Genomic DNA, 24,695 nt, shown 5'->3' on the forward strand with positions numbered 1-24,695 from the left:
GTAGCCATGAGCATCACGCGTGAAGATCTGGAACAGGACCGCCTGCGGACGATCCTTGATAACACCCCGATAGCCCCTTCTCTGCTGTCCGAAGCGGCGCTGGAGGCGTCCTGGCGGGCCGCACTGGCATCGCTGCCGGATCCCGGTGGCGACGTCTGGCTGTTCGGCTACGGCTCGCTGATCTGGAATCCGATGGTGGAACATACCGAGCGAATACCCGCGATGCTGTACGGCTATCATCGCGGCTTCTACCTGTATTCGCGCATCAACCGCGGCACCTACGATAATCCAGGTTTAGTGTTGGGTCTGGATCGTGGCGGCTGCTGTAGCGGCATCGCATTTCGAATTCCAGCAGTCAGCATTGAAACGGAACTGAAAATGCTATGGCGCCGCGAAATGCTGACTGGCGCCTACCTGCCGCGCTGGCTGCCGATGCAACTAAAAGGCCAGAACAACCAGCGCATCAAAGCACTGGCTTTCGTCATGAACCGCCAACACGAAGCCTACGCCGGCCGCCTGCCCGACCTGACAGTCATCTCCCACCTGCGCGACGCCTGCGGCCTGTACGGCCCAGCCCGAGACTACCTGCGCCACACCCTGGAAGGCCTACTGAAAGAAGGCTTCCAAGACCCCTACCTGGCACGTCTGTGGGCGCAGTTAGAGTCAAGTGAGAATCCGATTAGTGGCAAAAAATAGCAAGGCCGCAGTGGCTTTTGACGTTGCCGTTGCCTTTGACTTTTCGCATGCTGACGTTGCCTTCCCTATGGTCCCCGCCGGGTGACAGTCGGAAATAATGGGACACATGTTTGAGCGAAGCGAGTTTGTGTCCCATCCGACTGGCGCACGGCTCATTTGAGAACCCGCCAACGGCGGGCAACGGCTGTGCGACCGCCTTTTTGCTTACTTTTTGGGCGCCCAGCTAGGGCGGAGCAAAAAGTGAGCGGCTGCCGGGCCGCTCCCGGCTAGTCCCCACGGAGTAAGCAACGTATTAATTAACGACGAAACAGCGGATTCTGAATGCGCCACTGCACTCACTCCGTGGCCCGTTAAAAGGGGTCAGAGTAATTTTCGCAAAAAGCCGCGAAAAAAACTCTGACCCCATTTAACTAACTCTGCTCATTTACCTACGCAACAAGTGGCATCAAATACGGGTGACTGATTCCCGTATCAAACCCCATCACAACTGCGGATTCAGCTTCTCCGATTTCGAATGCAATTTATTCAGCGCCGATAAATAAGCCTTGGCCGAAGCCACTACAATATCCAGGTCCGCCCCAACACCATTAACGATCCGCCCAGACTTCGACAAGCGCATCGTCACCTCACCCTGCGACTGCGTCCCAGTGGTAATCGCATTCACCGAAAACAGCAACAACTCAGCGCCGCTCGCCACCTCGGTTTCAATCGCGTTCACGATCGCATCCACCGGCCCATTACCCTCGCCCTCGCAACTGGATTCCTTGCCATCGATCGAAAACACCACCTTCGCACTAGGTTTCTCACCGGTTTCCGAATGCTGCGACAACGACACAAAACGATAGTATTCGTTGTCATGCGATTGCTGCTCGTCCGATACCAGCGCAATGATGTCCTCATCAAAAATTTCCGACTTGCGATCCGCCAGTTCCTTGAAACGGGCAAAAGCCGCGTTGACCTCAGTCTCGGAATCCAGCGCTATGCCCAACTCCTCCAGGCGCTGCTTGAATGCATTACGTCCCGACAACTTGCCCAGAACGATCTTGTTGGCGCTCCAGCCTACATCTTCGGCGCGCATGATTTCGTAGGTATCACGCGCCTTCAATACGCCGTCCTGATGAATGCCGGATGCATGCGCGAAAGCATTGGCGCCAACCACCGACTTGTTCGGTTGCACCGCAAAACCGGTAATCTGCGACACCAGCTTGGAAGCCGGCACGATCTGCGTGGTATCGATGCCGATATCGAGATTGAAGTAATCGCGCCGCGTCCGCACCGCCATCACGATTTCTTCCAGCGCCGTATTGCCAGCCCGCTCGCCAAGGCCGTTGATGGTGCATTCGACCTGACGTGCACCGCCGATCATCACACCCGCCAGCGAATTGGCAACCGCCATGCCAAGGTCGTTATGGCAATGCACCGACCAGATCGCCTTGTCTGAATTCGGAATACGTTCGCGCAACGTCTTCAACATGTGGCCATACAGTTCCGGCACGCCATAACCGACGGTATCGGCAAAATTGATCGTGGTAGCGCCCTCGGCAATCACGGCCTCCAGCACTCGGCACAGGAAATCCATATCGGAACGGCTGCCGTCTTCCGGACTGAATTCGACATCGTCCGTAAACTTGCGGGCAAAGCGCACTGCCTGTTTAGCCTGCTCAAACACCTGATCCGGTGTCATCCGCAGCTTTTTTTCCATATGCAACGGTGAAGTCGCAAGGAATGTATGAATCCGCTTGCGCTCGGCCGGCTGCAACGCTTCGGCGGCGCGCGCAATGTCACGATCATTGGCGCGTGACAGCGAGCAGACGGTGGAATCCTTGACGATCCCGGCGATTGCCTTGATCGCTTCGAAATCGCCTGGGGAAGCGGCGGCAAACCCGGCCTCGATCACATCGACTTTCATTCGCTCCAGCTGTTTGGCGATACGGATTTTTTCATCCTTGGTCATCGAAGCGCCGGGCGATTGCTCGCCATCACGCAAGGTGGTGTCGAATATGATCAGTTTTTCGGGTGAGTTGGCTGCCATGCTGTGCTCCTGATTGGTCTACTAAACCACTAATTTTAATGACTTTGTCCAATCCCGGTATAAAAATAACAAAATCCGGGCGTAAAAAAGCCGCCGGTGAAAACTGGGCGGCTGTTGTCGTTATTACGTTACAGCAGGGAAATCAAGCCAGTGGCGGGATACGCAGCTTTTGGCCTGGATAAATCAGATCCACGCTCTTCAACATCGGCTTGTTAGCTTCAAAAATGGCGTTGTATTTATTCGGATCGCCGTAGAATTGTTTGGAAATCTTCGACAGGTTATCGCCGCTGACCACGTCATACCATTGCGACTCGTCAGCAGCCTCTGCAACGGTCAGATTGTCAATCACATCCTTGACATCCTTGACGTTACCGCAGCACAAGATGATCTTTTCACGCGTCTGTTGATCCGGCGCCTCGCCGCTGGCGGTGACCGACGATGAAGCGGCGTCAAAAGCAATCGTCAAGCCACTGGTGTCGATCCCTTGAGTGCCGACATAGGTTTTAATGGCATCTGCCGCCGCATTCTGCAACTCTTCAACATTCGGAGCTGCCGCCACTTCTTCCGGCTTATGTCCCAGCAGCTTTTCGCCAGCGTCTTTGATAAAAGAAAGTAAACCCATTTTTTTCTCCAGTAGAAGTTGAAAAAGGATGATGCCACTTACCTTGTTACCGTGCTGCTCGAAGCGCAAGGTTTAACAACATTTAACCTTACCAATATGTCACAAGCATGACTTCAAGGGTTTGAGAGGTCTTTCTTAGTCTTTATCGTCGTGCTCAAGTTCCGTCTGCACAATGCTGACCGGCTTGCCCTTGAACCAACGCCAGAAATAAACGCCGAATCCCGACAAGCCATACAACACAAACAAACCGAACAACACCTTCGACGGATCGCTGAAGATCGCCACCAGCGCCAGCACCACCAAAAAAGCGGCAATGAACGGCATCGGCTTGCGCAAGTTGATATCCTTGAAACTGTAAAACGGCACATTGCTGACCATGGTCAGGCCGGCATACAAAGTGATGGCCCAGGCTGCCCAACTCAGTGACGTGCCGCGAAAACCCAGATCGTCCATCAGCCAGACAAAACCGGCCACCAGCGCCGCGGCGGCAGGACTTGGCAAACCCTGGAAATAGCGCTTGTCAACTACCGTGATATTGGTATTGAAGCGCGCCAGGCGCAGCGCGCCGCCGGCGCAATAAACAAAAGCCGCCAGCCAGCCAAGCTTGCCCATGCCGCGCAAAGACCACTCGTACACAACCAACGCCGGTGCAGCGCCAAACGACACCATGTCCGACAAGCTGTCATATTGCGCGCCAAACTCACTCTGCGTATTGGTCAGGCGAGCAACACGGCCATCCAGGCTATCCAGCACCATCGCCACAAAAATGGCGATCGATGCTTGGTCGAAACGCAGGTTCATCGCCATCACGATCGCATAAAACCCGCAAAACAAGGCCGCTGTCGTGAACGCATTCGGCAACAGATAGATACCGCGCCGACGCCGCACTTGCGCCATCGGCACTTCATCACCGCCATACCCGCCGCGCTCGACATTTTTGTTCAGGCGCAGTGCCTTGGGGAACTGCGCGGCACTGCTTTTCGCTTTACGGCGCTTGAATGTGGCCATGTAAGTTCCGTTTCAATCAACTCAAAATACAAACAACGCAAACTACGTATTCTTAAAATTCAGCCAGAATGGTTTCAGTAGCCGACACTTTGTCGCCAACAGCCACCTTCGGTGTCGCCGTCAACGGCAGATAAACGTCGACGCGGGAGCCGAAACGGATAAAACCGTAGCGCTGGCCACGCGCCAGCACATCGGCCACCTTGACATAGCACAGGATGCGGCGGGCAATCAAACCGGCAACCTGGACACAGGTTACGGTCTGGCCATTGGCGGCAGTGATGACCAGAGCATTACGCTCATTTTCAATCGATGCCTTGTCGAGATCGGCGTTCACGAATTTGCCCGGGAAATACTGGACCTTCTCGATCTTGCCGTCGACCGGGGCGCGGTTCGAATGCACATTGAACACATTCATGAAGACGCTGATCTTCAATGCTTCGCGATTGGCATACGGATCCATGGTTTTCTCGACCACTACGATACGGCCATCGGCTGGCGACAGCACCGCGCCAGGTTGCTGTGGAATCACACGGGCAGGATCACGGAAAAATTGCAATACGAACAGCGCAATAATCCAGAATGGCAGCGACCAGACCGGCGAAAACAGCGTGATCAGCAACGCAACCGCAAATGCGATGCCAAGGAACGGCCAGCCTTCGCGGGCAATAATAGGATGGGGATAATTATTCAACTGCACTCCGGATTATCTTGATAAATGTTGGAAATTTGAAAGCGTGGCTATTTTAGTTCTAGTCGAGCCGGAAAGAAATCTAAGCTTCTGCATTTCAGTTGTAATCGCCAGTCAAAGGGCGGCTATGGGTCAATTTAAAGCAAATTGACGGCAAAACCCAAAGGTAAAGCCGGACTCGATGCCCAACGCTGCATTATTTGCTGATTAGTCAATGACTGGGTCGCCGATGAAACAGACCGCCTGCATGATACTAGAGGAACACGACGTTCACCGAAAGAAACATTGCCTAGGCATTGTATAAAAAGGCCAGGCATTTCGCTCGATTTTATTGACCTGTGAAATTACTGGCGATTAATTTTCAATTAGACAATATACCAGCCATTTCCCGGCTGAGGGGCCGCGACGAATAAACGCCGCAGCCCTATATCACTTCGTCACTTTTGCTGCTCTTCTTCCGCCGCTCGACGCTGCTCCTCGGATTGCTGCAATTGCTTCTCAACCCCCTTCGCCTTTTCGAGCGCGTCGGTTTGGGTCTTGAATATTTCGGGATGAGGCGCAGACGGCTTGCAGGCACTCAATGCAAACGTTGCTGCAAACACCGTGCAGAAGATGGTGCCGGAATTCATTTGAAGCGGACTTTACCCACCACACGCATGTTCAGCGTGGTTTCGCCCGGCTCGAAGCTAGGCTCCTCCACCGGCGCCGCATCACTCATCGAAGCGGCGCGCATCATCATGGCCTTGGGTGCAGCAGCTTCCTGGGCATAATTGCCGGAACCTTCAAAATCGACCGTATCGATGACAGCGTCGGACTCCTTGCGCCCCATCGCGCGCGCAATCGAAGCGATCCGTTCGGTCAGGTTCTGGTAGGTCGCGGCGATCCGCTGATCGTCGAGTTTCTTGCTGGTGGCATCGCTCAAACCGAAGTACAAGCCGTTCAGCCCCAGAACGCTTTGCACTGCTGCTACCGTTTTCGGCAAGTTGTTCAGATTGGTCGTGGTCGCATCCAGGTACTGGCCGACTCGCCAACCGGTCGGCTGGCGTGGCTTGTTAGCGCTGCCGCGCGGTTGCGGCTGGTCTTCCGGATATACGGGATAGGTGTAATAGCCGCGCGTCTGCAGGATCGCCTGCGGATCCTGGCGTTTCAGGATATCGGTACCCTGCTTCATCTTCAGGTTGACGCGCGAAGCGGCAGCCGCCTTGTCCTTATCCTGTTCTTCGACATTGAAAGTAATCCGCACCTGGTCATTGGCGTGCTTGACTTCGCCGTAGGCCGGCACGATGACCAAGGTGCCGCTGGACAGCGCCGGCGCGGGGGCCTGGGCATGGGCTGCGAAACCGGTGGCAGCCAGTAAGGACGACAACATCAATTTGCGTGATCGCGACATATTATTCTCCAGGAAAAAATGAAGCCGCACCATCAGTGCGCCTCCATGAGTGTGTAACAACAAAAATTGCAAGCACTCTTCGAGTGTCTTCCGTCGAATTAGTTCGATGGCAATATTGCCCGCAGTCAGCAGCGAAAGCAATACCGACGAGAATGGCGCAGGCACACTTGCCTCGGCATCATTTTTTTGAAGGGCCGCTACCTGGGTTGCGCTCCATACGCTCCTTGATACCGGCCAGATTGGACGAGGGATCAGAAGCAGCCACCACGGCATCGTATTGATACGGCTCTAATTTGTCTCCGCAATGCTTGCAGAATAGCGCATCCGCTTCGTGCCCCTCAGTCAGGCAATTGGTGCAGGTGCGCGTGGTCGGCGTTCCTTTCATCATCGTCATCGCGAGCTCGACACCGACAATCCCCGTCGGCAACGCGATGATGCCGTAACCCAGCAACATCGCACACGAGGTAATCAATTGCCCCAGCGGCGTTTTCGGATGGATATCGCCGTAACCGGTTGTCGTCAGCGTGACAATCGACCAGTACATGCCGACCGGGATACTGGTGAAGCCATTTTCGGGACCCTCGATCACATACATGATGGTGCCCAGGATCACGCTCATGATCAGCACCACGCCAAGGAACACCATGATCTTGTGGCGGCTATTGCGCAGGGCCAGCCACAACACTTGTGATTCATCGAAATAGCGCGGCAGCTTCAGTACGCGAAATACCCGCAGCATGCGCAACAGGCGAACGTCAATCAGGAAATGGAACTCCGGCAGCAGGATCGCCAGATAAGTCGGCAAGATCGACAACAGATCAATGATGCCGAACAGACTGAGCGCATAACGCAGCGGCCGCTTGACACACAGCAGGCGTACCACATACTCGACAGTGAACAATATCGTGAATAGCCACTCCAGTATGTTGAGTACCACGAAATCACGCGAACGCACGGCGCCGACGCTATCGATGATCACTGTTGCCACGCTGAGCACGATGACCAGCAGCAAGGCAGTATCGAACCGCCGACCGGCCTCGGTATCGGCTTCGAAAATAATCGTGTACAGACGCTCGCGCCAGCCGCGATCAGGCTTGCCGAACCTGTTTCCGATAGTGTTGGTTGCCATGTTGCCTATTAAATAAAGACGTTGCGATTAATCATATGACAATCTAATCAATGTGTGGTTGCCGGTCAATCGCTTCCATTTTCACATTTAAAAAGAGCAATAAAAAGGGACGGCATTGCCGTCCCTTTTTGTCATCAAAGTTAATCTAATCGATTTTGATTAGTTCTTCGATTGATCGACCATCTTGTTTTTCTTAATCCACGGCAGGCTGGACGGGGTTTCGTAAAGCACCGCTTTACGCCGTCCTGCCCAGTAAGCGCCTGCAGGCGATTACTGCATGATGCCTGACGGTCAATCAATAAAGCTCTAAATTAGTTCTTCGATTGATCGACCATCTTGTTTTTCTTAATCCACGGCAGGCTGGACGGGGTTTCGTAAAGCACCGCTTTACGCCGTCCCGCCCAGTAAGCGCCTGCAGGCGATTACTGCATGATGCCTGACGGTCAATCAATAAAGCTCTAAATTAGTTCTTCGATTGATCGACCATCTTGTTTTTCTTAATCCACGGCATCATACCGCGCAGTTGCTCGCCAACCTGTTCGATCTGGTGCTCGGCAGTGATACGACGACGGGAAATCAAGGTTGGCGCACCAGCCTTGTTTTCCAGGATGAAGCTCTTCGCGTATTCACCAGTCTGGATGTCTTTCAGGCACTGACGCATGGCGTTCTTGGTGTCTTCGGTAACGATCCGTGGGCCGGTGACGTACTCGCCGTATTCAGCGTTGTTGGAGATCGAGTAGTTCATGTTGGCGATGCCGCCTTCATAGATCAGGTCAACGATCAGCTTCAGTTCGTGCAAGCATTCGAAGTACGCCATTTCAGGGGCATAACCGGCTTCCACCAGGGTTTCGAAACCAGCCTTGATCAGTTCAACTGCGCCACCGCACAGAACGGCTTGTTCGCCGAACAGGTCGGTTTCTGTTTCTTCGCGGAAGTTGGTTTCGATGATGCCGGCACGGCCGCCGCCGTTGGCGGTTGCGTACGACAAGGCGATGTCACGGGCGCTGCCGGACTTGTCCTGATAAACAGCGATCAGGTGCGGCACACCACCACCTTGGGTGTAGGTCGCACGCACAGTGTGGCCTGGCGCCTTTGGCGCGATCATGATGACGTCGAGGTCGGCACGTGGCACAACTTGGCCGTAATGCACATTGAAACCGTGGGCGAATGCCAGCGTTGCGCCTTGCTTGGCGTACGGTGCGACGTTTTCTGCATAAACCTGAGCGATGTTCTCATCCGGCAGCAAGATCATGATGACGTCAGCGGCCTTGACCGCGTCGTTGACTTCAGCAACGTTCAAACCGGCGTTCTTTGCCTTGTCCCACGATGCGCCGCCCTTGCGCAGGCCAACTGTCACTTTCACGCCGGAGTCGTTCAGGTTTTGAGCGTGGGCGTGGCCTTGGGAACCGTAACCGATGATGGCAACGTTCTTGCCTTTGATCAGGGAGAGGTCGCTGTCTTTGTCGTAGAAAACTTTCATTTTTAATCCTATGTATATATGTGATTCAGTGATGGGAATACGTTGAGTGACAACTCTTCTTGCGTCATCTCAACGCGATGTTCTTTACCTGCTTAAACCTTGAGAATGCGTTCGCCGCGACCGATGCCTGAACCGCCGGTACGGACGGTTTCCAGGATCGCTGCGCGATCGATCGAATCGATGAACGCGTCCAGCTTGCCCTTGTTGCCTGTCAATTCCAGGGTATAGGACTTGTCTGTCACGTCGATGATGCGGCCACGGAAAATATCGGCGGTACGCTTCATTTCCTCGCGCTCCTTGCCGACCGCACGCACCTTGATCAGCATCAACTCGCGTTCGATATGCGCGCCTTCGGTCAGATCGACCACCTTGACGACCTCGATCAGACGATTCAGGTGCTTGGTGATCTGTTCGATCACGTCATCCGAACCACTTGTCACGATGGTCATGCGTGACAGGGTGGCGTCTTCGGTCGGTGCGACCGTCAATGTCTCAATGTTGTAGCCACGAGCGGAAAACAGGCCGACCACGCGCGACAACGCGCCTGGTTCATTTTCCAGCAATACAGAAACGATATGGCGCATGATTAGAGATCCTCCGAACCGAGCAACATTTCAGTCAAGCCCTTGCCCGCCTTGACCATCGGCCAGACGTTTTCGGTTTGATCCGTAATGAAATTCATGAATACCAGACGATCCTTCATGCCAAATGCCTCTTTCAGTGCCCCATCGACGTCGCCTGGTTTTTCGATCTTCATGCCGACATGGCCGAACGACTCAGCCAGCTTGGTAAAGTCCGGCAGCGAATCCATGTACGACTCGGAATAGCGCGAACCGTAATCGATCTGCTGCCATTGGCGAACCATGCCGAGGAAACGGTTGTTCAACAGGATGATCTTCGGCGTCAGGTGATACTGCTTGCAGGTAGCCAGTTCCTGAATGCACATCTGGATCGATGCTTCGCCGGTGATGCAGGCCACGGTCGAACCAGGGTTCGCCATCTGCACGCCCATCGCGTATGGCAAGCCGACGCCCATGGTGCCCAGGCCACCGGAATTGATCCAGCGCCGTGGCTTGTCGAAACCGTAGTACTGCGCGGCCCACATCTGGTGCTGACCGACGTCAGAAGTAATGAACGCATCGCCGTCGGTAATCTGCCATACCTTCTGGATCACGGACTGCGGCTTGATCACTTCGGCCGAATCGGCGAACTTCAGGCAATCGCGAGCGCGCCATTCGTTGATCTGTTTCCACCAATTCGACAAGGCTGGTGCATTCTGCTTGGTTTCAGCCGCATCGAGCTGTGCCAGCAGTTCCTGCAGCACATCCTTGACGTTGCCGACAATCGGAATATCTACCTTCACGCGCTTGGAAATCGACGACGGATCGATATCGATGTGAATGATCTTGCGGGTGGCGGAAGTAAAGTGCTTAGGATTGCCGATCACGCGGTCGTCGAAACGCGCGCCGATGGCAATCATGACGTCGCTGTTCTGCATCGCCATGTTGGCTTCATAAGTGCCGTGCATGCCAGGCATGCCAACGTACTTGTCGCTGGATGACTTGTAACCGCCCAGGCCCATCAGGGTCGTGGTGCACGGATAGCCGAGGCGATCAACCAGCTTGTTCAGCTCTTGCGACGCATTAGCCAGGATCACGCCGCCGCCGGCGTAAATCATCGGCCGTTCCGCAGTCAGCAGCAATTGCACTGCCTTGCGGATCTGGCCTGCGTGGCCTTTGTCGACCGGCTTGTATGAACGCATTTCGATTTCCTTCGGATACTCGAAAACGTGCCGATGCATGGTGATGTCTTTTGGAATATCGACCAACACAGGACCGGGACGGCCGGTGCTGGCGATATAGAACGCCTTCTTCATGGTCGCTGCCAAATCCTTGACATCCTTGACCAGAAAGTTGTGCTTGACGCACGGGCGTGTAATGCCGACTGTGTCGCACTCCTGGAAAGCATCCTCGCCAATCGCGTAAGACGGCACCTGACCCGAAATCACCACCATCGGGATCGAGTCCATATAGGCCGTGGCCAGGCCGGTCACCGCATTGGTGACGCCAGGACCGGACGTGACGATAGCCACGCCAACCTTCTGCGAACTGCGGGAATAGGCATCGGCTGCGTGAATCGCAGCTTGCTCATGACGAACCAGGATGTGCTGGAATTTTTCTTGCTGGAAAATGGCGTCGTAGATGTACAGCACAGCGCCACCGGGATAACCGAACACGTGTTCGACTCCCTCTTCCGCCAGACAGCGCACGAGAATTTCCGCGCCGGTGACAGGCAAGTTTGTGTCTTTGCTCATTTACTAGATCCTTTCAAGGTCCATTGGAAATTGATCGGATGCTCTTTCCTGACGAAATGGCGGAGCGTACCAGTGTGACGGCGTCCCTTCTTTGTGCGATCACGTCATTCCGTTGCGTAGCCGTAGATACGATTCAAAATGGCGCTAAACGCTACTCGTTCGGCCGAAATTCCTGTTTACGCCGTAGCCTATTTCTCGCGCTTGTGGCACGGGTTAGAGCAAACAGCTTACAAATATGAAGCATGCCTGTCCGTTGAGCAACATCTTGGGCTGCCAGCGAACAGACTGGGGTCCACTCCAGGGTTCTGAAGTGGATTGATACCATAATCTGTAGTTTCATTTCGGTCAAGCCAATTTACTGGAAATCGGTGTTAAATCATGTCTTTTGCTGCAGATTTGCTCACAAACATCCCACAAACAACGCCTTTTTTGCTAGCATTCGGCCAGCCTGGAAATTTAAAGTAAATCATCGTTACTTTAGGTTACGAAACATGTTGAGCACTTTATACTTTCCTTGCACCGACCTACGGCGACGGACGCCGGTCAATATCGGGGTCCGACCAACGTTTAATCGTTTATACGTTTAAGCTATAGAACTTTGAACAAGCAGTAGGTAGCTCATGACACAATCCGCCACGAAGCATGGCCACAGATAAAGAACTTTCCGATTTCCTTGAAAACGTCGAACGCCGCGCTTTCAAGCAGGCCGCTTACGCTGTCCGCAAGGACGAATCTGCCCTGGATATAGTTCAGGACGCCATGATCAAGCTGGCAGAAAAATACGGCGACAAACCTGCGGCAGAACTGCCGATGCTGTTCCAGCGCATCCTGCAGAACACCATCCACGACTATTTCCGCCGAGAAAAAGTTCGAAATACCTGGGTCAGCCTGTTCTCCAGCATGGGGCGCAACAACGCCAGCGATGAGGACTATGACGTACTGGAAACCTTCGAGTCGGAAGAGGATTCGCAAGCTACCGAATCCAGCGCAAACAAGCTGGAACGTGAGCAAATTCTCAACATGATCGATCAGGAAATACAGAAGCTGCCGGCACGTCAACGAGAAGCCTTCCTTATGCGTTATTGGGAGGACATGGATGTTGCCGAGACCGCGGCCGCAATGGGATGCTCGGAAGGCAGCGTTAAAACGCACTGCTCTCGCGCAACGCACACTCTGGCTCAGTCGCTCAAGGCCAAAGGAATCAGTTTATGAACAGCAAAGAAATCAATTACGCTTTCAAAGTGCGGCATGCACTCAATGAAAACCTCGACAATTTGCCCGCCCCGACCGTCGATCGCCTGGCTGCAGCGCGAAAGGCTGCCTTGGCACGCAAGAAAAAAGACGCCCCAACCCGGGTTCTCGCACGCCAAGGCGTGCTGGCAGGGCATGCCGGCAATTTCTTCAGCGATCCGCTATCCTGGCTGATGCGTGTCGGCGTTGCCGCGCCGATCCTGGCCGGCATGGTGCTGCTGTCCGGGCTGTATCAATATGAACAACAGCATCGGATTGCCGCTGCCGCCGACATTGACGCCGCAGTGCTCTCGGACGAGCTGCCGCCTTCTGCCTATCTGGATCGCGGCTTTAGCGCTTACCTCGCTCAGCAGCAAGACCAATGACGTCGACCTCGCCATCCAATCAAAGTGACCGGCAGGCGCTCAGTAGGCGCACCAAACGCCTGATCGGCGCGGCCTTTGCCCTGCTCGTCACGGGTGCAGCGCTGGCGGTGCTGGGCCCGGTGATTCCGACTCACGCTGCAGGCAGGCCGGTCGCCGCCGACATCGCATCGCCAGTCGTCGCCACGCCACCCAAGATGACCAAGGTGGTAAGCAATGCGACTCCGACCTGGAAGGAATTGAGCGCGGTCCAGCAACACATATTGGCGCCGCTTGCTCCCGATTGGGACAAACTGAAGCCGACTACCCGCAGGAAATGGCTGGAAATCAGCGGCCGCTACGCCAGCATGACACCCGCCGAGCAGGAAAGATTGCAAGCCAGGATGCGCGGCTGGGTGACACTGACGCCAGAACAGCGCGGCATTGCGCGTGAAAATTATGCGCGCGCCAACAAACTGGATACGGAACAGCGGGCGCTACGCTGGCAGCAGTACCAGCAGTTGTCGGAACAGCAAAAGAAGGAGTTGGCCGAACAGGCGACGCCACGCCACAAGCGGGTAACGACAATGCCGCCGGCGACACTCAACAAAAACAAACCGGCGATACCAGCCCAGTTGGCGCCGCCAGCACAGGTCCCGGCATCGGCGCCTGCAGAACAGGCCACCGCTGCCACAGTTCCGCCATCAACACCTGTACCGGCGCCGAGCATCGTTCCGGCAGTTAAATAATCACCTTGGATCGCTCCGCGCCATCCCCCGCCAGCCAGGCAATGACCGAGCCGCAGACGCCTTCATTAAAACGTCGCTTCGGCAGCATCTTGTATGAGTCGATGCTGCTGTTCGGCATCTTGTTCATTTCCGGCTGGATCTTCTCCACCCTGCTGCAACAGCGTAACGCGCTCTATCTGCGGCATGCCCAGCAAGTGTGGCTCTTCATCGTACTGACGCTGTATTTCGTCTGGTGCTGGAGCCACGGTGGACAGACGCTGGCCATGAAAACCTGGCGCATCCAACTGGTCAACCGGGACGGCAGTCCAGTCAACGCGGTCCGCGCTACCGTTCGCTTCCTGTTGAGCTGGTGTTGGTTCCTACCCGGATTGGCACTGGCTTGGGCACTCGATGCACACACCTGGATGCTGATATTGATCCCGGCAGCAAATTTCATTCTCTGGGCCTTTGCCATATACCTCGATCCGCAGAGGCAGTTCCTGCACGACCGCATCGCAGGCACCAAACTGGTCGACATGGCGGAAATCGCCAAGCCGGTAGGCAAGCGGAAGTGGTATCACTAAGCTTCCCCCAAGCACCCTTCTGAGGGGGCTTTTCATGTGCGCACTACATCTGTTGCAGCAACGCCTGCAATTCCTGTTCGGAAAACCCGGCCGCCTTCTCGCCACCAGATTGAACGGACCGCGCAGCACCGGCGCCCGATGCTGCGCGGCCAGTGTGGCGAACGTCTCCAACGGCTCCAGCTGGCGCGCCCGGCACAACCAACCGTACCAGCGATTGCCAATTGCCACGTGGCCGATCTCGTCGCGCAGGATGATGTCTATGATGGCTGCGGCCTCGTGGTCGCCTGCCTGCGCCAGCTTGGCGCTGGTGCGTGGCGATGCATCCAGACCACGTGCCTCCATCATGCGCGGCACCAGCGCCATCCTGGCCAAAATGTCATGGCTGGTTTTTTCGGTCAATTCCCACAGGCTGTCATGGGCGGAAAAGTCACCGTATGCAAAACCCAGCGTCAGTAAATGCCTAGCGAGCAAACTGAAGTGATAAGCCTCTTCCTTAGCTACCCGCAGCCAGTCGACGTAGTATTCTTCGGGCATCCCACGAAAGCGCCAGATTGCATCTAGCGCCAGGTTGATTGCGTTGAATTCAATGTGCGCCAGCGCGTGAATCATGGCGGCGCGCCCCTCGACTGTAGCCATTGAGCGATGCTTCACCTCGCGCGGCGGCACCAGTTGCGGCCTGGCTGGGCGCCCAGGTATGCCCAAATTGGCAATTAGTGCGCGCCCGCTGTCCAGCGTCAGGCAGCGATCGCGCCAGGCAAGCGCCAGCGCCTCAACGCCAGCCACCTTGGCCGCAACATCGGCTTCACATAGCCAATGCAGGGTCGCCTCACGCAATTCCGTGGCGGGCGAAGGCGCCGGATTTGAAGAGACAAGGCAAGAATCGGCGAAATTGTTCATGGCGACAGCGGTAAAATGACGGCAAGGTTGAAAAACCCAATAATGGACGCAGATACAGGGATTGAATAATCTGCAGCCTACACGCCTCGAAACCAGCATTCTACGGAAACTTATGGCCATCTACCAATTGGGTGAACACGCCCCCGACATCGATCCATCTGCCTACATCGCTCCAACCGCCAACCTGATCGGCAAGGTCAAGGTAGAAGCCGATGCCAGCATCTGGTTCGGCGTCACGATTCGCGGCGACAATGAATTGATTACCATTGGGCAAGGCAGCAATGTGCAGGAAAGCAGTACGCTGCATACCGATATGGGATTTCCATTGACGCTGGGTAAAAACGTGACTGTTGGTCATCAGGCAATGTTGCATGGCTGCACAATCGGCGACGGCGCCCTGATCGGCATCCAGGCTGTCGTGCTGAATGGCGCAAAAATCGGCAAGAACTGCCTCGTCGGCGCTGGCGCACTGGTCACTGAAGGCAAGGAATTCCCGGACAACTCGCTCATCATCGGCTCACCGGCAAAGGTGGTCCGGACTCTCAGCGAACAAGACATTGCGGGACTCGCGGGCAATGCCCGGCACTATGTCGAGCGCGGTGCGGAATACAAGACCAGCTTAAAAATCATCAGCGAATAAATAAAGAAGTGGAAAAGAATATGGACGTAACGAAAATGACGGATATCGACAGCCAACATGGCGACTCCCTGCAGAAATTCATGGTGGAAAATGCTTCGGTGCGCGGCGAACTGGTAGAGCTGTCGACCACCTGGCAGCAGGTCCTGACCCACCATCATTATCCGCAACCAGTAACGACGCTGCTGGGCGAGATGATGGCAGCCGCGGCCTTGATGTCCGCCAACCTCAAATTCAATGGTGTCATCGTCATGCAGATTCACGGCGACGGCCCAGTGCGCCTGCTGGTCGCCGAGTGCGATTCGCAGCTGCACATGCGCGCCACCGCTAAGCTGGCGCCGGATGCCGTGATCGACGACGATGCGAGCATGTCGCAACTGGTCAACCTGAACGGCCAGGGACGCTTCGTTATTACGCTCGACCCACAAGACAAGATGCCTGGCCAAAAACCTTACCAGGGCATCGTCCCGCTAGACGGCGACAGCATCGCCACCGTCATCGAAAACTACATGCTGCGCTCGGAGCAACTCGATACCAAACTGTGGCTGGCTGCAGACGACAAGGTGGCGCGTGGCCTGCTACTGCAGAAATTGCCAAACCACGGCGGCATTGATGCACCAGTCAACGACGACCTGGAAACATGGAACCGCTTCATGGCGCTGGGCGGCACCCTGCAGCCGAAAGAGATGCTGACAACCGATATCCAGACCCTGATGCGGCGCTTGTTCTGGGAAGAAAATATCCGCGTGTTCGAGCCGCAGTTACCTAGTTTCCAGTGCAACTGTTCGCGCGAAAAAGTAGGCAACATGCTGAAAATGCTGGGCGAGCCTGAAATCGAAGAAGCCCTCGCGGATTTGGGCAAACTGGCGGTGGATTGCGACTTCTGCGGCCACCACTATGAATTCGACAAAGTAGACTGCGCCCACCTGTTCGCCACCGAAGCACCGGTCGAGACATTGCTGCCGACCGGCAGCAGCAAGCACTAAAATAAAACGGGTGCTGCACGATGGATCGTGCAGCACCCGAATGACAGGCAGCCCAAGCAAGCTACCTGCGGAAATTAGGAGTCAATCGTTTCGGTTCAAGGCCGCGGTTTTTTAGCCCGCTCATCCGGTACAGCCACCGCCACGGTCTTTTCTACCGCAGTCAATTCGGCATTAGGCGGCGCCGGCGCATCAGCCGGATTGCCGTTCGGATCGAGGATCTGCACAAAAATCTCGTCTTGCTTGATCATCCCGAGTTCACTGCGGGCCCGCTCTTCGACCGCACCAGTACCCTCTTTTAAATCATGCACTTCCGAATCCAGCTTGGCATTACGGGCTTTTAATTCGTCGATCTTGTCGTGCGCGGCATGCACCTGCTGATCCATATCCCAGACGCGCAACCAACCGCCCTTGCCTAGCCACAGTGGGTACTGGACCAGTATCAGCAGAGCAGTCAGGAAGATGGCAATCAGGCGCATGGAAAATAAACAGTCCTTAGTTGGCTCAAACTTCTCGCCTGGTCAGTTGGGGACAGAGTCGCACAGATCGTGTAACTCAACGCACGGCGGCGTCTTATCAACTCTGTCCCGCAATCACTATAATTACTTAAGATTATAAAACGCGCCACGACCAGGATAGCTGGCGATATCGCCCAGGTCTTCTTCAATACGCAGCAACTGATTGTACTTGGCCATGCGATCCGAACGCGACATCGAGCCGGTCTTGATCTGCAAGGCGTTCATGCCAACTGCGATATCTGCAATGGTCGAATCCTCAGTCTCGCCCGAACGATGCGAGATCACTGCGGTGTAGCCGGCGCGCTTGGCCATTTCGATCGCGGCGAAGGTTTCGGTCAGGGTACCGATCTGGTTGATCTTGATCAGGATCGAATTGGCGATGTCCTTGTCGATGCCTTCTTTCAGGATCTTGGTGTTGGTGACGAACAGGTCGTCGCCCACCAGCTGGATCTTCTTGCCGAGGGTTTCAGTCAGCAGCTTCCAGCCGTCCCAGTCGTTTTCCGCCATGCCGTCTTCGATGCTGATGATCGGGTATTTGTCGCACCACGATGCCAGCAGGCCGGTGAATTGCGCACCGGTCAAGGTCATGTTTTCGCCGGCCAGAACATAACTGCCGTCTTTGTAGAATTCACTTGCGGCGCAATCCAGGCCGAGCGCAATTTGCGTACCTGGCTCGTAGCCGGCGGCTTCAATTGCCTGAATAATCAGCTTCAGCGCTTCTTCGTGGCTGGACAGGTTCGGCGCAAAGCCACCTTCGTCACCAACGGAAGTCGACAAGCCCTTGTCGTGCAGGATTTTCTTCAGCGCGTGGAACACTTCTGCGCCGTAACGCAGCGCTTCGCGGAAGCTCGGTGCGCCGACCGGAATGATCATGAATTCCTGGATGTCCAGGTTGTTGTCGGCATGTTCGCCACCGTTGATGACGTTCATCATCGGCACCGGCATCTGCATCGCGCCGCTGCCGCCGAAATAGCGGTATAGCGGCAGGCCGGCTTCTTCAGCGGCAGCCTTGGCCACCGCCATCGATACCGCCAGCATGGCGTTAGCGCCAAGGCGACCCTTGTTTTCAGTGCCGTCGAGATCGATCAGGGTGCGATCCAGGAACGCTTGTTCGCTGGCGTCTAGGCCCATGATGGCTTCGGAAATTTCAGTATTGATATGCTCACAGGCTTTCAGGACGCCCTTGCCGCCGTAACGACTCTTGTCGCCGTCGCGCAGTTCGATCGCTTCGCGCGAACCGGTGGAGGCGCCAGACGGTACCGCTGCGCGGCCCATGACGCCGGATTCCAGCAGAACGTCGCACTCTACAGTCGGATTACCGCGCGAATCAATAATTTCGCGGCCAATGATGTCAACGATTGCACTCATGTATTTCCCTATCAAATAAAAATATTCGCGATATTAAAACCATTTGCGGGGACAAGGTTCAAGCTTCACCACTTACTTGTATAGCGGCTGCTATATAGTCCCTTATCATCCCCGCAAGCAATCAACCGAAATTGCTTTCGATAAAGCCATTCTTTTTGACGACCCGGTCCAGGTCTATCATGGTCGACAACAATTCTTTCATACGGCCCAGCGGCACCGCATTCGGGCCATCTGATTTAGCTTCCGCCGGATTCGGGTGGGTTTCCATGAATACGCCGGAAACGCCCACTGCTATCGCAGCACGCGCCAGCACCGGCACGAACTCGCGCTGGCCGCCGGAAGTGCTGCCCTGGCCGCCCGGCAACTGCACCGAGTGAGTGGCATCAAACACAACCGGGCAACCGGTTTCACGCATGATCGCCAGCGAGCGCATGTCGGACACCAGGTTGTTATAACCGAACGAAGCACCACGCTCACACGCCATGAAGTTATCTTCCGGCAGGCCGGCTTCGCGCGCTGCGGCGCGGGCTTTGGCGATCACATTGATCATGTCGTGCGGGGCCAGGAACTGGCCTTTCTTGATATTCACCGGCTTGCCGGATTGTGCGCAAGCGTTGATGAAATCAGTCTGGCGGCACAGGAAAGCCGGTGTCTGCAAGACATCTACCACAGCCGCCACCGGCTTGATCTCATCGATTTCGTGGATATCAGTCAGCACCGGCACGCCGATTTGCGCCTTGACTTCAGCCAGGATCTCCAGCCCTTTTTCCATGCCAAGGCCGCGGAACGACGATCCGGACGAGCGGTTTGCCTTGTCGAACGACGATTTGTAAATGAAGTTGATGCCCAGCGCGCTGGTAATCTCTTTCAATTGTCCGGCGGTATCGAGGGCCATCTGGCGCGACTCGATCACGCAAGGGCCGGCGATCAGGAAAAACGGCTGATCCAGGCCGATGTCAAAGCCACAAAGTTTCATGTCAATTCCTTATGCTGCGGTGTTGGCTTGCTTGTGCGCCAACGCAGCCTTGATGAACGAAATAAACAACGGATGGCCATCACGCGGAGTCGACTTGAATTCCGGGTGATACTGGACGCCGACATACCAAGGATGAGCGTTGTCGCCGGTACGTGGCAATTCCATGATTTCACACAGATCTTCAGTCGGCGTACGGGCCGACACCACCAAGCCGGCAGCTTCGATGCGGTCCAGGTAATGGTTGTTGGCTTCGTAGCGATGACGATGACGTTCGGTTACGGTCGGACCGTAGATTTCCGCGGCCAGGGTATTTGGCTTGACGTCGCAGGTCTGCGCGCCCAAGCGCATGGTGCCGCCCAGATCGGAATTGACGTCACGCAGTTCCACCTTGCCGTCGTGATTCTGCCATTCGGTGATCAGAGCCACCACCGGCTGGTCGGTTTGCGCATCGAATTCCGTCGAGTTGGCGTGCGACAAGCCAGCCTTGTTGCGTGCATATTCGAGCAGCGCGACTTGCATGCCGAGGCAAATGCCGAGGTAAGGAATCTTGTTTTCGCGAGCGAAACGCGCCGCGGCAATCTTGCCTTCGACACCACGCTTGCCGAAGCCGCCTGGCACCAGGATTGCATCGTACTTGGCCAGAGCGCCGGTGCCGTTGGCTTCAATTTCTTCCGAATCCAGGTATTCGATGTTGACCCGGCTGCCGGTATGGATGCCGGCGTGACGCAAGGCTTCCGTCAACGACTTGTACGATTCGGTCAGGTCGACATATTTACCGACCATGCCAATAGTGACTTCGTAGGTCGGATTTTCCAGCGCATGCACCAGCTTGGTCCAGACCGACAGGTCGGCCGGCTTCGGCGACAGGCCGAGCTTTTCGCAAACAATCGCGTCAAGGCCCTGATCGTGCAGCATTTGTGGAATCTTGTAGATGGTGTCGGCATCCCATACCGAGATCACGGCGTCGCCCTGGACGTTCGAGAACAGGGAAATCTTGGCGCGTTCGTCGTCGGGAATCGGACGGTCGGCACGGCACAGCAACGCATCCGGCGAAATACCGATTTCGCGCAATTTTTGCACACTGTGCTGGGTCGGCTTGGTTTTCAGTTCACCGGCGGAGACCAGATACGGCACCAATGTCAGATGAACAAAGGCGGCCGCTTTGCGGCCTGCGCGCAAGCTCAACTGACGTGCGGCTTCGAGGAAAGGCAGGGACTCGATATCGCCGACGGTGCCGCCGATTTCCACCAGCGCAACGTCGAAACCTTCGGCGCCGCGGTAGATGTAATCCTGGATTTCGTTGGTGATGTGCGGAATAACCTGCACCGTCTTGCCCAGATACTCGCCGCGGCGTTCCTTGCGGATAACCGATTCGTAAATCTGGCCGGTGGTGAAATTATTGACCTTCTTCATCTTCGCCGTAATGAAGCGCTCATAGTGACCGAGATCGAGATCGGTCTCTGCGCCATCATCGGTCACAAACACTTCGCCGTGCTGGAACGGGCTCATGGTGCCTGGATCGACGTTGATGTACGGATCGAGTTTAAGAAGGGTGACTTTAAGGCCGCGCGATTCCAAGATCGCTGCGAGAGAGGCTGCTGCAATCCCTTTACCAAGGGATGAGACAACGCCGCCGGTAACAAATACAAACTTAGTCATTACAGAAGGTGCCGAACGGCACATGCGGGAAATTCGAATTATACATCAAACAGCCGCTCCGACTGCCTCCAGTAATCCGAAAAATAGTATCGATTGTTGGATTGCCGTCGCAGCCGCCGGTCCATCCGCCTGCGGAAAATTGCGCTTCATGTAATAATTCCCGGCTTCCGCCCCGGCCCATCAACGCTTTCCCTATCATCCTCCTGAACGTGCCTATCTCGCCACTGCTCCGATCACGTGTTGCGCCAAAGCCGCAGTACTTCACAACCTGGTGCCTGGCTTCATGAGCCGGCTGTTCGGTGACCTCGAGGGCGATGACGGCCTGCCCGGAGCAGTCCGGCGGGTAGCGATTATTGTCATGATCCTTGGCACCAGCATGACCGTGCTGGACGGCTCCATCGTCAATGTTGCGCTGCCCATGATCGCGCGCAGCCTGAGTGTCGACCCCGCCGCAGCGGTCTGGATCGCCAATGCCTATATTCTTGCCGGCGCCATGACCATGGTAGCCTTCGCTTCGATCGGCGAAGTGTTTGGATTTCGGCGGCTATATATGTGTGGCATCCTGGTATTTACGCTGGCGTCACTGGGCTGCGCATTGTCGCCATCGCTGCCGGTCCTCAACGGCATGCGATTTTTGCAAGGCCTTGGCGGCGCCGCCGCCATGAGCATCGGGCCGGCGCTGTACCGCTATATTTTCCCGACCCGCCTGCTGGGCACGGCGCTCGGCATCAACGCGCTGGTGGTGGCCTCATCCACCGCCGCCGGGCCAGCAATCGGCGGCCTGATGTTGTCGGTGCTCAGCTGGCCATGGCTGTTCGCCGTCAACGTGCCGATCGGCATCGTAACCCTGCTGCTGGCGCGACGCGTGCTGCCGCGCAACCCTGGTCGCGGCGGCAAATTCGATGCTACCGGTGCCCTGCTGTCGGCGATCGCCCTGGGCAGCTTCGTCATGGCGGTAGACGGTCTGTCACGCCACGATAGCTGGACCCAGGAGTTACTGCTGGGCGGCGTCGCTCTGATCTCGACTGTTTTATTTATTATTCGACAACGAAAATATTCTGCGCCGCTACTACCTCTTGATATTTTTGCATCACAACGCTTTTCGATGGCGGTCGCAACCTCACTCTGCTCATTCGTCGGCCAGGGAATCGCCTTTATCGCGCTGCCATTCCTGTTCCAGGGCGCCTACGGCTTCAGTCCATTGCTGTCAGCCGCCCTGTTCACGCCTTGGCCGGTGGCGATTGCCCTCACCGCGCCGATTGCCGGCCGCCTGGCAGACCGTTATCCGGCGGCATTGCTATCGACCTGCGGCCTGCTGGTACTGACGCTTGGCCTGATACTGCTGGCCTGTCTCGGCGAACACGCTTCCGTAGCGGATATCCTGTGGCGCGCCTTCATCTGCGGCCTTGGCTTCGGCTTCTTCCAAAGCCCGAATAATCGCGAAATGCTGAGCAACGCACCACGCTCACGCAGTGGCACCGCCTCCGGCGTGCTGGCGATTGCCCGCACTTTCGGCCAATCCGTAGGCGCGGCGCTAGTTGCGGTGGTGCTCGCGGCCACCAGCGTTGCCCAAGCCAGCGCCAATACCGCCCAACTTGACGCCAGCGCAGTGCATTTATCGCTTTGGCTTGCCTCCAGTGCAACTTTGCTTGCCACTATCATCAGCGCGCTGCGTATCCGGCATGGACGCGCGCCTGAGCTGACCGCATAAGCCTCCTTCGCAATACGGCAAACGAAACTGACAGAATTGTCATATTAGCGACAGCGTCAGGTACCGCTGCAAGATTTAGAGTGTTCTCAAATAGTGTCCGAAACTGCGCGCGGTGCGAATGTTTATTCTCACCTGTGCTGTTCGGACATTTCCATACGATGTTCCGAACGTCAGCCCAACCAGACTCATGAATTTCTCCTCTCCTCCAAGACATCTTTCGACAACCGTTGTGGTTGCCGCGATTGCGCTAGCACTGGCCGGGTGTGCCGTCGGCCCCGACTATGTACGCCCTTCAATGGACGTTCCCGCCAGCTACAAAGAGAACGGCCCGTGGAAGCAGGCGGAACCGAAGCAAATCGACAGCAACCACAACTGGTGGCAAGTGTATGGCGACAGCACGCTGGACGCGCTGGTGCAGCAAGCCAACCAGGCCAATCAGAATATTGCCCAGGCGGAAGCCCAATATCGCGAGGCACGCGCAGCAGCCGATGCTGCACGCTCCGGCTTCTGGCCGACGGCCGGCATCGATGCAGGAGTCGGCCGCTCGCTAAGCACCAGCAATGGCATCCGGCTCGGCAACAACTACTCGGCCGGCGTCCAGGGCAGCTGGGAACCGGATGTCTGGGGCAGCGTGCGGCGTGCAGTGGAGGCTGGCGATGCCAGCACCCAAGCCAGCATCGCCAGCTTGGCAGCGGCCCGCCTCAGCATCCAAGCGACGCTGACGCAAGATTATCTGCAGTTGCGCATCACCGACCTGCTGATCGACCTGTATGCGCGCACCACTACCGCCTATGCCCGCTCGCTGAAGCTGACGCAGAGCCAATACGCAGTCGGCGTCGCCCTGCGTTCGGATGTAGCGCTGGCGGAAAGCCAGTTGAAAACTGCGGAGGCGCAAGCCATCGACCTGCAAGCGCAACGCAGCCAACTGGAACATGCCATCGCCATCCTGACCGGCAAGGCTCCTTCGCAATTCACGCTGACCGCACTGCCTGCCGATTCGCAGATGCTAGCAAAAATGCAAGCCAACTTGCCGCCGATCCCTTCCGGCCTGCCATCCGATCTACTTGAACGCCGCCCGATATCTCCACCGCTGAACGTAATGTCGCCGTTGCCAACGCCAATATCGGCGTTGCCAAGGCGGCATATTTCCCGGCGCTGACATTGAGCGCCAGCGGCGGCTTCAACGCCAGTAGCCTGGCACAGTGGTTTGATACGCCAAGCCGGGTCTGGTCGCTCGGCGCAGCATTGGCCGAAACAATATTCGATGGCGGGCTGCGGCGCGCACACACCGCGCAAGCGGTTGCTGTCTACGACGCCGCTGTCGCGCAGTACAAGCAAACCGTGCTTGGCGGCTTCCAGGAAGTGGAAGACAACCTGGCTACCCTGAACGTCCTCGACCGTGAAACGGTGGCCCAGAGTCAAGCAGTGAAGGCTTCGCAACTGGCGGAACAGCTGGCGCTAAGCCAATACCGCGCCGGCACCGCGACCTACCTGGCCGTGGTCACCGCACAAACGCTTTCATTGAGCAATGAACGCACCCTTGTGCAATTGCTAGGTCGCCAGCTGATTGCCAGCGTTGCGCTGATCAAGGCTGTCGGCGGCGGCTGGGACGCCTCCCAGTTGAACACTGCCGACGTCGCACAAGCAAAAAACAACAGTACTGCCAATTAATTCTGCGAGCCG

The 24,695-nt window shown here is 56.1% G+C and carries 22 protein-coding genes and 2 pseudogenes; 9 read left to right on the forward strand and 15 right to left on the reverse strand.

The window, feature by feature from the left end; all coding sequences use genetic code 11:
- The first annotated feature begins 6 nt into the window (after nt 1-6).
- Entirely contained in the window at nt 7-696 is a 690-nt protein-coding gene (locus tag CAter10_RS14970) for a gamma-glutamylcyclotransferase (RefSeq protein ID WP_082797937.1), read from the forward strand.
- A gap of 481 nt (nt 697-1,177) precedes the next feature.
- Here CAter10_RS14970 and CAter10_RS14975 read toward each other — a convergent pair whose 3' ends face one another.
- From CAter10_RS14975 to CAter10_RS15020, 10 genes are all read right to left on the reverse strand, one after another.
- Nucleotides 1,178-2,728: a 2-isopropylmalate synthase gene (locus CAter10_RS14975; RefSeq protein WP_061534032.1), complete on the reverse strand. Its 1,551-nt coding sequence runs from the start codon at nt 2,726-2,728 to the stop codon at nt 1,178-1,180.
- A gap of 142 nt (nt 2,729-2,870) precedes the next feature.
- Nucleotides 2,871-3,350, reverse strand: a complete 480-nt coding sequence (gene lysM, locus CAter10_RS14980; protein WP_061534033.1) for a peptidoglycan-binding protein LysM — start codon at nt 3,348-3,350, stop codon at nt 2,871-2,873.
- A 135-nt stretch (nt 3,351-3,485) separates the two neighbouring features.
- Nucleotides 3,486-4,358, reverse strand: a complete 873-nt coding sequence (gene pssA / locus CAter10_RS14985; protein ID WP_061534034.1) for a CDP-diacylglycerol--serine O-phosphatidyltransferase — start codon at nt 4,356-4,358, stop codon at nt 3,486-3,488.
- 52 nt (nt 4,359-4,410) lie between these two features.
- Nucleotides 4,411-5,055 (reverse strand): phosphatidylserine decarboxylase, encoded by a 645-nt coding sequence (locus tag CAter10_RS14990; RefSeq protein WP_128083093.1) that lies wholly within the window; start codon nt 5,053-5,055, stop codon nt 4,411-4,413.
- Between the two features lie 428 nt (nt 5,056-5,483).
- Entirely contained in the window at nt 5,484-5,675 is a 192-nt protein-coding gene (locus CAter10_RS14995) for a hypothetical protein (RefSeq protein WP_061534035.1), read from the reverse strand.
- Nucleotides 5,672-6,436 carry an SIMPL domain-containing protein gene (locus CAter10_RS15000; protein WP_061535383.1) on the reverse strand — a complete coding sequence of 255 codons (765 nt, stop codon included), beginning with the start codon at nt 6,434-6,436 and terminating at the stop codon, nt 5,672-5,674. Before CAter10_RS15000 ends, CAter10_RS14995 begins: the two co-directional genes overlap by 4 nt.
- 178 nt (nt 6,437-6,614) lie before the next feature.
- Nucleotides 6,615-7,565 (reverse strand): ion transporter, encoded by a 951-nt coding sequence (locus CAter10_RS15005; RefSeq protein ID WP_061534036.1) that lies wholly within the window; start codon nt 7,563-7,565, stop codon nt 6,615-6,617.
- A gap of 463 nt (nt 7,566-8,028) precedes the next feature.
- Nucleotides 8,029-9,045, reverse strand: a complete 1,017-nt coding sequence (gene ilvC, locus CAter10_RS15010; protein ID WP_061534037.1) for a ketol-acid reductoisomerase — start codon at nt 9,043-9,045, stop codon at nt 8,029-8,031.
- A 92-nt stretch (nt 9,046-9,137) separates the two neighbouring features.
- The gene (gene ilvN, locus CAter10_RS15015) at nt 9,138-9,629 is read right to left on the reverse strand and encodes an acetolactate synthase small subunit (RefSeq protein ID WP_061534038.1); all 492 of its coding nucleotides are present in this window, start codon (nt 9,627-9,629) and stop codon (nt 9,138-9,140) included.
- Between the two features lie 2 nt (nt 9,630-9,631).
- Complete coding sequence (locus CAter10_RS15020; protein ID WP_061534039.1) at nt 9,632-11,359, reverse strand: acetolactate synthase 3 catalytic subunit; 1,728 nt, start codon at nt 11,357-11,359, stop codon at nt 9,632-9,634.
- A 642-nt stretch (nt 11,360-12,001) separates the two neighbouring features.
- On the opposite strand from CAter10_RS15020, the gene CAter10_RS15025 reads away from it, so the two are divergent.
- Genes CAter10_RS15025 through CAter10_RS15040 form a run of 4 tightly spaced genes read left to right on the forward strand, consistent with a single transcriptional unit; the run spans nt 12,002 to nt 14,263 of the window.
- Nucleotides 12,002-12,571, forward strand: coding sequence for an RNA polymerase sigma factor (locus CAter10_RS15025; RefSeq protein WP_061534040.1), 570 nt, complete (start codon nt 12,002-12,004; stop codon nt 12,569-12,571).
- Nucleotides 12,568-12,975 carry a DUF3619 family protein gene (locus CAter10_RS15030; protein WP_061534041.1) on the forward strand — a complete coding sequence of 136 codons (408 nt, stop codon included), beginning with the start codon at nt 12,568-12,570 and terminating at the stop codon, nt 12,973-12,975. Before CAter10_RS15025 ends, CAter10_RS15030 begins: the two co-directional genes overlap by 4 nt.
- Entirely contained in the window at nt 12,972-13,700 is a 729-nt protein-coding gene (locus CAter10_RS15035) for a DUF3106 domain-containing protein (protein ID WP_061534042.1), read from the forward strand. Before CAter10_RS15030 ends, CAter10_RS15035 begins: the two co-directional genes overlap by 4 nt.
- A gap of 41 nt (nt 13,701-13,741) precedes the next feature.
- A complete protein-coding gene (locus CAter10_RS15040; RefSeq protein ID WP_061534043.1) occupies nt 13,742-14,263 on the forward strand; it encodes an RDD family protein in 522 nt (173 codons plus the stop codon).
- Nucleotides 14,264-14,395: 132 nt separating this feature from the next.
- Here CAter10_RS15040 and CAter10_RS22045 read toward each other — a convergent pair.
- Nucleotides 14,396-15,280 (reverse strand): annotated as a pseudogene (locus CAter10_RS22045) (ferritin-like domain-containing protein); the annotation flags it as partial.
- On the opposite strand from CAter10_RS22045, the gene CAter10_RS15055 reads away from it, so the two are divergent.
- Both CAter10_RS15055 and hslO read left to right on the forward strand, forming a co-directional pair.
- Complete coding sequence (locus CAter10_RS15055; RefSeq protein WP_061534046.1) at nt 15,273-15,800, forward strand: gamma carbonic anhydrase family protein; 528 nt, start codon at nt 15,273-15,275, stop codon at nt 15,798-15,800. The pseudogene CAter10_RS22045 and the gene CAter10_RS15055 overlap by 8 nt on opposite strands.
- Nucleotides 15,801-15,820: 20 nt before the next feature.
- Nucleotides 15,821-16,783, forward strand: a complete 963-nt coding sequence (gene hslO / locus CAter10_RS15060) for an Hsp33 family molecular chaperone HslO (protein ID WP_082797938.1) — start codon at nt 15,821-15,823, stop codon at nt 16,781-16,783.
- Nucleotides 16,784-16,878: 95 nt separating this feature from the next.
- On the opposite strand, the gene ftsB is transcribed toward hslO, so the two are convergent.
- The 4 genes from ftsB to CAter10_RS15080 all read right to left on the reverse strand — a co-directional run bounded on the left by ftsB (nt 16,879) and on the right by CAter10_RS15080 (nt 21,301).
- Nucleotides 16,879-17,259 (reverse strand): cell division protein FtsB, encoded by a 381-nt coding sequence (gene ftsB / locus CAter10_RS15065; RefSeq protein WP_061534047.1) that lies wholly within the window; start codon nt 17,257-17,259, stop codon nt 16,879-16,881.
- Nucleotides 17,260-17,382: 123 nt separating this feature from the next.
- Complete coding sequence (eno, locus tag CAter10_RS15070; RefSeq protein WP_061534048.1) at nt 17,383-18,666, reverse strand: phosphopyruvate hydratase; 1,284 nt, start codon at nt 18,664-18,666, stop codon at nt 17,383-17,385.
- A gap of 121 nt (nt 18,667-18,787) precedes the next feature.
- Nucleotides 18,788-19,642, reverse strand: a complete 855-nt coding sequence (gene kdsA, locus CAter10_RS15075) for a 3-deoxy-8-phosphooctulonate synthase (protein ID WP_061534049.1) — start codon at nt 19,640-19,642, stop codon at nt 18,788-18,790.
- A gap of 9 nt (nt 19,643-19,651) precedes the next feature.
- A complete protein-coding gene (locus CAter10_RS15080) occupies nt 19,652-21,301 on the reverse strand; it encodes a CTP synthase (RefSeq protein WP_061534050.1) in 1,650 nt (549 codons plus the stop codon).
- Nucleotides 21,302-21,584: 283 nt separating this feature from the next.
- Between CAter10_RS15080 and CAter10_RS15085 the strand changes: the two genes are divergently transcribed.
- Together CAter10_RS15085 and CAter10_RS15090 are read left to right on the forward strand one after the other, a co-directional pair.
- The gene (locus CAter10_RS15085) at nt 21,585-23,012 is read left to right on the forward strand and encodes an MFS transporter (RefSeq protein ID WP_061534051.1); all 1,428 of its coding nucleotides are present in this window, start codon (nt 21,585-21,587) and stop codon (nt 23,010-23,012) included.
- A gap of 187 nt (nt 23,013-23,199) precedes the next feature.
- A pseudogene (locus tag CAter10_RS15090) lies at nt 23,200-24,683 on the forward strand (efflux transporter outer membrane subunit).
- The last annotated feature ends 12 nt before the right edge of the window (nt 24,684-24,695 follow it).

It is taken from the genome of Collimonas arenae (assembly GCF_001584165.1).
Classification (GTDB): Bacteria; Pseudomonadota; Gammaproteobacteria; order Burkholderiales; family Burkholderiaceae_D; genus Collimonas; species Collimonas arenae.